This window comes from Paenibacillus sp. CAU 1782 (genome assembly GCF_054551715.1).
Window position 1 is genome coordinate 394,282 of sequence record NZ_JBTOLL010000002.1, and the last position, 9,114, is coordinate 403,395.

Below are 9,114 nucleotides of genomic sequence, written 5' to 3' on the forward strand. Positions count from 1 at the left end.
GGGTATATAAGTTCAACAAAATTGAACTTATATACCCTAATTCGACTAGATGGAAGAGTTCTCCTGCGAGCTGGCTTTAGCTGGTTGGAATAAGCTCAAACCGGTCGAACGCCGACCAGTTGCCGGCTTTGGCATCCGACCATACGCCGATTTCCAGCATGCCGTCCGTCACTTGAATCCGGTCGATGGTGTATGTTTTCCAATATTCCGATGCTGCGCTTGATATGGCCGCACGCTTCTCTACGCCAGCTGTTTTTGCGTACAGATGCAGAGCGTTTTGACCGCCCCCTGTTCTTGCTTTGACGCTGAGCCGATAGAGCCCGTTTGGAAGATTCACGGTTTGCCGGGTCAACTGGCGATAAGGGGAGGATGCCCAGTGCGTCAGCTTGCGCGTTCCATCATAGGGCTGATCGGTATCGACGCTTTGCGCCAGCAAGCCATCGTTCCATTCGCTCCAGCCCGATGTATTTCCCGTCTCGAAACCCGGATTGAGGAGCAGATTGCCCGAAGCAGCTGCCACCGGAATCAGCTCCAGCCAATTGGCGTTCCACCCTCCGCCAAGCGCGGAGAGTCGCAGAGTTTGTGCGCCGGCTGCCAATGTAACCGTACCTTGCACGGTTGTCCATGACTGCCAGCCCCCTGTGCCGGGGACGCTCAGTGTAGCCAGCGACGATCCGCCGGAGCTGACGCCGATGCCATTTGGCGCTCCGCCGCTAATGCCGCTGGCTACGCGCACTCTAAGCTTGTATGTGCCGGCGGAGGGAGCAAACACCCGATAATCCATCCAATCGCCGGTATCGATAAATCCAACATTCAGACCGCCTCCGGCATCGGTCGACGCCTCCGACTGGACACCAAACGCAGCGTTGTGATTTTCTGCTTCGATCATGCCTGGCAGTTCACGCAACCCGGCTGATGTCGCGTTAAGCCCGTAGCCGATCGGAAACAAAGGCGTATATCCGCTATCCCTGTAGGTCAGCGGGATTTGCGCCATGTCGCGGGGCCAGGTAAAGGGCAGTTTCCCCGTAAAATCATAATCGCCGAACAGCACATCCGCTATCCCCGCTCCTTCCGTGCCTGGCAGCCAAGCCGCCACAAACGACTCCCAATCCGGAAGCATGCCGCTTACCGTCATGGGACGGCCGGATAGAAGAACAACCGTCATTGGCACTCCGCTTGCCGCAACATTTGCCAGCACCGCCTGATCGGCAGCGCTTAAGTCCAGATTAGGACGCGGCTGGCCGGGCCCGACGTCTCCCATCATTTCCGCTGACGGGGTTTCCCCTATAACAACGATAGCCGCATCATGTCCGGCAGCGCCTGAGCCGCTAGCGGAATAAGTCACGTTTGCGGGATTGGCCGCAGCAGCCTGTATCCCTTGCAAAATCGTTGTTCCAGGCGTGATGGCGCCGGATGAGCCTTGCCAGCTGATTGTCCAGCCTCCGGACTGCGTGCCGATATCGCTGGCTTTTGATCCCGCTACAAAAATTTTGGCGTTTTTGGAAAGCGGAAGCAGCTTGCCTTCATTTTTGAGCAAAACGGCAGATTTGCGAACCGCCTCTCGCGCAAGCGCCCTATGCTGTATTCCTCCAAACGAACCATCGGTAAGAAGGGAGGGATCGCTATACGGCGCTTCAAACAATCCCGCCTGAAACTTGACCCTGAGAATGCGCGCAACGGCATCGTTAATACGCGATTGGCTCACTTGCCCGCTGTTGACGAGCGCGGTCAATGTTGGAATGAACTGCGACCAGCTGTCCGGTTCCATGAACATGTCAATTCCCGCGTTAACCGTCGCCTTGAGCGCATCGGAGTAATTCGGGTATACTCCCTGATTCACCAGCGAATAAGCTCCATTCCAATCCGAAACAACAATGCCGTCAAAATCTAAACCCTGCTTCAGCATGTTTGTGATCAGATGGGAGCTGGCATGCATTTTTTCGCCGTTCCATGTCGTTAGCGAAATCATGACTGAACGGGCGCCTGCTTGTATAGCTTCCCTGTACGGCTGAATGAACGGATCAAGCTGACTTTCGGACAACGTGACATTTCCTTGGTCGTCTCCAGCCGTTGTGTTGCCATCGCCTAACCAATGCTTGACGGTGCCAATAGCTTTAGTGCCTGTCAAAAACCCGGCATCGCCCGGCAATCCCTGCAATCCCTCCACATATGCCGTGCCCAGCCGTGAAACAATGGTGGGATCTTCGGAGTAGCCTTCATAGGTTCGGCCCCAGCGAATATCCTGCGGCGCGCACAGGCAAGGAGCAAAATCCCACTGAATTCCGGTCGCCCTGATCTCCTTCGCAGTAGCTGCGCCGATCCTGCGCGTAAGCGACTCGTCGTTCGCCGCTCCTAACCCGACATTATGCGGAAAAATGGTTGCTCCGTAAACGTTGTTATGTCCATGAACGGCATCCACGCCGTACAAAATCGGGATGCCAAGACGCGTTCCCATTGCCGCAGCCTGATACCCGTTCACCATGGACGCCCAAGCTTCCTTAGTATTGGGCGAAGGATTGGAGCCTCCCCCGCTTAATACGGAGCCGATGAAATTGCTCCCTACTTGACTGGGGCTTGCGGCAAGCCGCTCTACCTGGAGCATCTGCCCGATTTTTTCCTGCAGCGTCATGCGGCCAAGCAAATCCGATACACGTTGCTCTACGCCTAACGCGGGATTCTGGTAATCGTTCGCAAGCGCCTTGCCGGGAAAAATCGCTATTGCCGTCAGCATAAACAATGCCGTCACGCCAGAAATCCATTTTCGAATAGTCATCATTCCGCCCATATGCCCCCCTCCTACTCGAATACCCGGAAGTCGCTGATCGACCACCAGTTTGGCGAAGCTTTCTTAAGCGTCACCCGGATATAACGGGCTTCCGTAATAGGGAAATTTGCCGATATTGTTGCGGAACGGCCTTCACCGCTTGCTACGCTTCTCCAATTGGAGCCGTTTGAAGATACTTCAATGACGTAGCCCCCTGCATAATCGCTTGTGCTTGAGCCGGATTCCATCACAATATGGTTAAACCACCGGTTTGCCCCCATATCGACCTGGAACGTCTGGCCGCTTGCCTGTGTTGCGCCGCTGCTCCATCTCGTCGTTTCGCTGGCATCCAAGGCGTTGGCCGGGCTGCTTCCGACTTCGCTGTGCGATGACGATGCTGTCCATCCTGTCCGCGACAGCTCCTTTTCCCCATAAATCTGGAGATCCGCGATCGACCACCAACTGCTTGCCGTTCCCGTCTGCACAACGCGAAGATGGCGAGCGGTTTGTACCGGGAATTGGATCAGCAGGTTTGCATTTCCGTTGGCGCCTGAAGCAACAGTCGACCAATTCGTCCCGTCGCCGGAGACTTGGATTTCGTAGCCGCGCGGATAATCGCTGGATGATGCTCCCGTTTCCAGCAGCAAACGGTTAAAGGTTTGCGCCTTGCCCATATCGACCCCATAAAACTGTCCATTGCTCTGCGGCGCCCCGCTGCTCCAGCGCGACGTCAAACTGCCGTCAAGCGGTCCGGTAGTTGAATCTCCTGCCCCCGTGGCGGATGCGCTGGCCGTCCAGCCGCTGCGGTCGAGAGACGGCTCGGAATAGACGTGGAATTCCGAGATGGACCACCATTCATGCGAGGAGCCCGTTCCCGTGATCCGGATATATTGAGCATATTGAGGACCTAGCACAATCGCCTGCTTCCAGCCAAATCCCTGACCGGATGCTACGGTTGTCCAGCTTGCGCCGTCATTTGATATCTGTACCTGATAACCCCTTGGGTAATCCCACTTGTTAGAGGTTCCCGTCTCAAAGGAAATTTGATCAAACGCTTTTCTTCCTCCCATGTTGACCTGGAACCATTGACCGGAAGCCTGCGCCGTACCGCTGCTCCAGCGGGTAGACGGGTTCCAGTCCAAGGCGTTCATAGGAGATCCCCCAGACTCTGTCGATGATGCCGTTGCCGTCCAGCCGCTTTTGTCGATTGGGACGGTTGCCATCCAGGGTTGACCAGTCGCAAATCGGCTCACGACATCAATGAACCGCGAGTTGGCCGCGAATTGCGACGTGCCGAATTGTCCCAGCTTGGCGGCAATTGTCGCTGAAGCATCGTTGTTAATAATCGGGAGGGGATTATTGTTGGAATTGTAGAAGCCCCAATAGCCGCCTGCTCCCTGGTAATGGTCCTGCCGCACTTTGTACGACCAGTTTGTCCATGAAATATTCAAGGCGTTTAAACCTGACATAAACTTGGCCCAAACATCATCATAGTGATAGAGCGAATATTCGCCCAGCAAAATCGGTATATTCCAATTGGGATCGTTCTGGATTGCGCCAACTTGCGCTACCGTCGATTCAACCAGCGTATTCTGCGCGTCGGCATCTTTCCCATTGGGCATATCGTAGGGATGAACTTCATAAACAACATTTTCCCAACCGTAAATGCCCGGCGCGTAAATGCTGCTCCAGTTAAAAAATGCAGCGAGATAAATGGTATGATCGGGATCAATCGCCCTCACCGCATCGTACAGGCGGTCGTAATACGCGCTTTTTTGAGCGACGTCATCCGTATCCTCCGAATAATCGATCAAGGGTTCATTGATCAGGTCGTAACCCGCGATAGCCGGATTGCCGACATAACGGGCCGCGATTGCCTTCCAAATATCAACGACCATATCCTGATAGGCTTGCGTAGTCCAAAACGCATTTGGATTGGGGCCGACGCGTCCGCAGCTGCCCCAAGGACAACCTCCTCCCGGAACGGTATGCAAATCAATCAGTACATACATATTTCTCTCAGCCGCTTCGGCGACGATCCAATCGATATTGCTCCAGGCTCCAGGCTTGATCGCGCCGTTTTCGTCCATGATTTCAAACCATGCGATCGGCACCCGTATCACATTCATGCCCATGCTTTTGATCACATCGATATCGCTTTCCACGATCCATGTATTCTGATGCGTCGTATACAGACTTTCCCTCGTAGAAGCGCCAAAACGCTGCCCCAGCGTCGAATACAGGGAATAGTCATCATTGTTCAGGCTGATGTTTAATTCCCCGATTGACCACCAGTTGCCTGCGCTTCCCGTCTGGTTGATGCGAATGTATCTTGCGCCCACTGCGGGGAAATTGATCGGCGTTGCTTTGCGCAATCCTTGCCCAGTGGCAACAGTAGTCCATGTGCTGCCATTTTGCGAAACCTGGACGGTATATCCTCGCGGATAATCCTGTTCCTGACCCGAATTTTTGGCCGTATCCAGCACGATTTGGTTAAAGGTCGTTTTCGAGCCAAGATCGATCTGAAACCATTGCCCGTTAGCCTGAGCGGTGCCGGTCGTCCACACGGTTCCCGGATTGCCGTCCCTTACATTTGCGGGGGTTGAGCCAGTTGCGCTGGACGATGCGCTTAACGTCCATCCGCTTCGCTCCAGACTGCCACCGGAGTACACGGCAACATCGGCGATCGACCACCAGTTGGAGCTGCTGCCCGTTTGCACAATTCGGATTTCGCTCATCCAGTAGGACCACCAAAACTCCGCATGGATGAATCGCGAAGTGCCGGTTCCGCTTGCATATTTAGTCCATACTCCGTCTGTTAACCCCCAAACCTCGTAACCTCTGGCATAATCATTAGCTGAAGTCGCGCCGGCATCGATTAGAATTCGGCTAACCTCCCTGTTCCCGCCCAGATTCATCGTAAAGGTTTGGCCGCCTGCTTGTGCAGCTCCGCTTGTCCACCTGGTATTTACATTCCCGTCCACGGCTGCATTTGCTGTAGTGCCGGACCCCGTGGCAAAGGCGGAAGCGGTAAAGGTACCATTATTCAGAACGGGATCGTTAAAAAGATTAAATTCCGCCACAGACCACCAGCTGGATGCCGTTCCAGTCTGACTGACACGCACATATTGAGCCACCTGCGGAATGGTGCGAATAACCGTATTGGCCGTTACAGAAGCTCCGCTGGCAATATTTCGCCAAGTAGAACCGTCATTGGATGCTTCGATGGCAAAACCTCTCGGATAATCGCCCGTCCTGCCTCCCGCATCAACATAGATCCGGTTAAACAACGTCGGCGCGCCTAAATTTATTTGCAGCCATTGCCCGCTCGTTTGATTAGCCCCGGTATCCCAATACGTCGTATTGCTTCCATCAATCACATTGCCTGCATTAGCAAGATTAGAGGATGCAGTCACGCTCCACCCCGTACGGTCGGCCGCAAACTCGCCTAACGGCGACATCCAGTCCTCTTGAGCCAGCCAGCCTCCAACGTTTGTTCCGCGAAGGGTTACAATGTCTCCTGTTCCGCTATTATTTTTGATAAACCTGCCATCCGTCTTCAAAAAATCCGCCGGTCCAATTGCCGCATCCGCCCGCTGCGCCGGACCGGCAAATTGAATGGCTTGTCCCAGCAGCGCCAATATGGCCAGCCCGATTATAAACCTCCCTGCCCTCGACTGAATCCCCATATTCCCCATGCTCAACCATCTCCCTTTCCCAAAATGATTTAAGAGATTTGATAGCGCTTACATAATTCACCATAAGTATACGTGATCAATGAGGCAGGCTCATTCCATTCTATTAACCTGCCGCATTGTATTTTATTGATAGATGCAAAAAAACCTGTCTGTTAAACATGCAGCGAAGCATGTTTAACAGACAGGCGGTGAAGTTAGCGCGAATTGCGCTTAAGGAAATAATCCCATGCCTCCGGGCAGGTCTCCCGCAACCAGTTCATCCAGACTGCGGAAGGTATACCCTTGCTCTCTGGCTTTATCAATGATGCTGCCTAAAGCCTCTGCATTATCGCGGGAAACGGAATGAAGAAGCATGATCGCTCCTGGATGCAGTTGTTTCATGACTTGCTCAAAAGCGAACCCGGCCCCTCTTTGCGCATTGACATCCCAATCCTTGTAAGCAATGGACCAAAATACGCTTCTGTAGCCTAACTTCCGGCTTGCAGAAAGGACGCGTTCATTAAAAATACCCCTTGGGGGTCTTAAATACTGCATTTTTTTCTGACCGGTAATATGCTGAACTTGTTCATCGACCCGCTCAAGCTCAGAAGTTATTTGGCCTTCGGATAGCTGCGACATGTCGGGATGGCTCCAGGAATGGTTGCCAACGATATGCCCCTCATCCACCATACGCTTCAAAAGTTGCGGCTGATCCTTCACATAATGTCCGGTCACAAAAAAAGCGGCAGGCACCTTTTTAGCCTTCAACACGTCCAGAATTGCCGGCGTCAAACCGTTTTCATACCCGTTATCAAAGGTCAGGTACAAGTCCTTGCGTTCCGTATTTCCCAGAAATAAAGAGTCATGCTTGTTCAGAATATCTTTAAAGCCTTCTTCGTCAATGGAGGGAAGTTTGCCGTTTACGCTTTTTTTGAAGCCAAAATGAAAAGCGGACGGTTGATTTCCGTTGTGGCTTTGAACCAGCTTAGCCGCGAGCGTTTGCAAAAGCGATATCTCCTCTGAGTGCCCCTGTTTTAACACAAACGCACTGCGATCCGGCAGAGCGTGAAGAATGCTCGCAAATGCCAATACTAAAACGGTTAATAAAACGGCGATACCGCCGGATTTTATCCTCATTTTCAGCAAGACCCCTTCCCCGAATTCTTAATTGCTGTCTTTGCCTGCTTCAACCTTACCGTATGCCTACTATTCCCTGCCGCTTTAGACGCTATGCAGTTAACTTTGGTATTCCCGCTGTAAGTCTGATACAATACAGGTAAGGCCTCCCTCGGAGGCCTTATCCTACTATCGGGAGGAATCCAAAATGAGTAAACGAACTCAAATCGTCTTCCATGGCGGCCATCAGCACCCAGGGGGTGAAATCTACTATGAGCCATAGTAAACAGAAAGAAGTAGATGTCGAGGCCTGTTATCACCAGCTCATCCGGCTCCGCGAGGAGAAAGTCTTATTTTTAAACACCCACTTCCCGGAATACGATGGCAGACGGACAAATGCCGAAAAAATGCTTAATGCCTACACAGACGCACTGGTTGAATTGCTGAATTCCGGCGAGGAGCCGCAAAACGTAGTTCTTATCGGCAGTACCGTGACTGTAACCTATACGGAGGAAGATATGACCGACACCTTCGTCATCGTTTTTCCGGAGGAAGCGGATCCCGGGCAAAATCGCATTTCCTTTTTATCTCCCATTGCGGAAAAATTGCTTTTAAGAACATGGGGCGATGTTATCCCCGTCGAAACGCCTATGAACGTATTTCATGTTCGCATCGACCGCATCACGGCGCCGGTCAACGTCTAGAAACGATGTATGTTATAGAAAAAACGTGCTAGAAAATAAGCCCGCATTCGCAATCGCGAATGCGGGCTTAACAAAACTAAAAAAAGCCGCCTATCATTCGGCAGCTTTGTTAAATATGCAATAAATGGTCGGGATGACACGATTTGAACATGCGACCCCCTGGTCCCAAACCAGGTGCTCTACCAAGCTGAGCTACATCCCGTAATACTAATGGAGCGGAAGACGGGAATCGAACCCGCGACCCTCGCCTTGGCAAGGCGATGCTCTACCGCTGAGCCACTTCCGCAAAATGGTGCCGTCGAGAGGACTTGAACCCCCAACCTACTGATTACAAGTCAGTTGCTCTACCAGTTGAGCTACAACGGCATATGGTGACCCGTAGGGGATTCGAACCCCTGTTACCTCCGTGAAAGGGAGGTGTCTTAACCCCTTGACCAACGGGCCTTGATTATAAAACGGAGAAGGAGGGATTCGAACCCTCGCACCACTTACGCAGTCTAACCCCTTAGCAGAGGGTCCCCTTGAGCCACTTGGGTACTTCTCCATGACTGGCTCCCCGAACAGGACTCGAACCTGTGACAACTCGATTAACAGTCGAGTGCTCTACCGACTGAGCTATCAGGGAATATGTATAAATCCAAGGTTTTTGTACCCTGAAAACTGGATACGAAAGAGTGCTTCACGTTACTTTAGCTGGTTGCTTGACGCTTGTATGAGCAATCAAGTCTAATAGGATAAGCCCTCGACCGATTAGTATTCGTCAGCTCCACACATTGCTGTGCTTCCACCCCGAACCTATCAACCTCGTCGTCTTCAAGGGGTCTTACATACTGGGAAATCTCATCTTGAGGGG

At 52.5% G+C, this 9,114-nt stretch carries 4 protein-coding genes, 6 tRNA genes and 1 rRNA gene; 1 reads left to right on the forward strand and 10 read right to left on the reverse strand.

Going from position 1 to position 9,114, the window contains the following annotated elements; all coding sequences use genetic code 11:
* Positions 1-76: 76 nt before the first annotated feature.
* The 3 genes from ACX93W_RS10755 to pdaA all read right to left on the reverse strand — a co-directional run bounded on the left by ACX93W_RS10755 (position 77) and on the right by pdaA (position 7,578).
* Positions 77-2,785 carry a glycoside hydrolase family 3 N-terminal domain-containing protein gene (locus tag ACX93W_RS10755; protein WP_459392357.1) on the reverse strand — a complete coding sequence of 903 codons (2,709 nt, stop codon included), beginning with the start codon at positions 2,783-2,785 and terminating at the stop codon, positions 77-79.
* A gap of 11 nt (positions 2,786-2,796) precedes the next feature.
* Positions 2,797-6,462, reverse strand: a complete 3,666-nt coding sequence (locus ACX93W_RS10760; protein WP_459392358.1) for a discoidin domain-containing protein — start codon at positions 6,460-6,462, stop codon at positions 2,797-2,799.
* Between the two features lie 210 nt (positions 6,463-6,672).
* Positions 6,673-7,578: a delta-lactam-biosynthetic de-N-acetylase gene (gene pdaA, locus ACX93W_RS10765; protein WP_459392359.1), complete on the reverse strand. Its 906-nt coding sequence runs from the start codon at positions 7,576-7,578 to the stop codon at positions 6,673-6,675.
* A gap of 251 nt (positions 7,579-7,829) precedes the next feature.
* On the opposite strand from pdaA, the gene ACX93W_RS10770 reads away from it, so the two are divergent.
* A complete protein-coding gene (locus ACX93W_RS10770; RefSeq protein ID WP_459392360.1) occupies positions 7,830-8,261 on the forward strand; it encodes a GreA/GreB family elongation factor in 432 nt (143 codons plus the stop codon).
* A gap of 125 nt (positions 8,262-8,386) precedes the next feature.
* Here ACX93W_RS10770 and ACX93W_RS10775 read toward each other — a convergent pair.
* The 7 genes from ACX93W_RS10775 to ACX93W_RS10805 form a co-directional block, all read right to left on the reverse strand.
* Positions 8,387-8,463: transfer RNA gene (locus ACX93W_RS10775), tRNA-Pro, on the reverse strand.
* A gap of 9 nt (positions 8,464-8,472) precedes the next feature.
* Positions 8,473-8,547 (reverse strand) — tRNA-Gly (locus ACX93W_RS10780).
* A 4-nt stretch (positions 8,548-8,551) separates the two neighbouring features.
* Positions 8,552-8,627: transfer RNA gene (locus ACX93W_RS10785), tRNA-Thr, on the reverse strand.
* Positions 8,628-8,630: 3 nt separating this feature from the next.
* Positions 8,631-8,705, reverse strand: a tRNA-Glu gene (locus ACX93W_RS10790).
* Positions 8,706-8,717: 12 nt separating this feature from the next.
* Positions 8,718-8,805: transfer RNA gene (locus tag ACX93W_RS10795), tRNA-Ser, on the reverse strand.
* Positions 8,806-8,810: 5 nt separating this feature from the next.
* A tRNA-Asn gene (locus ACX93W_RS10800) sits at positions 8,811-8,886 on the reverse strand.
* A gap of 105 nt (positions 8,887-8,991) precedes the next feature.
* Positions 8,992-9,114, reverse strand: a 23S ribosomal RNA gene (locus ACX93W_RS10805); the annotation flags it as partial.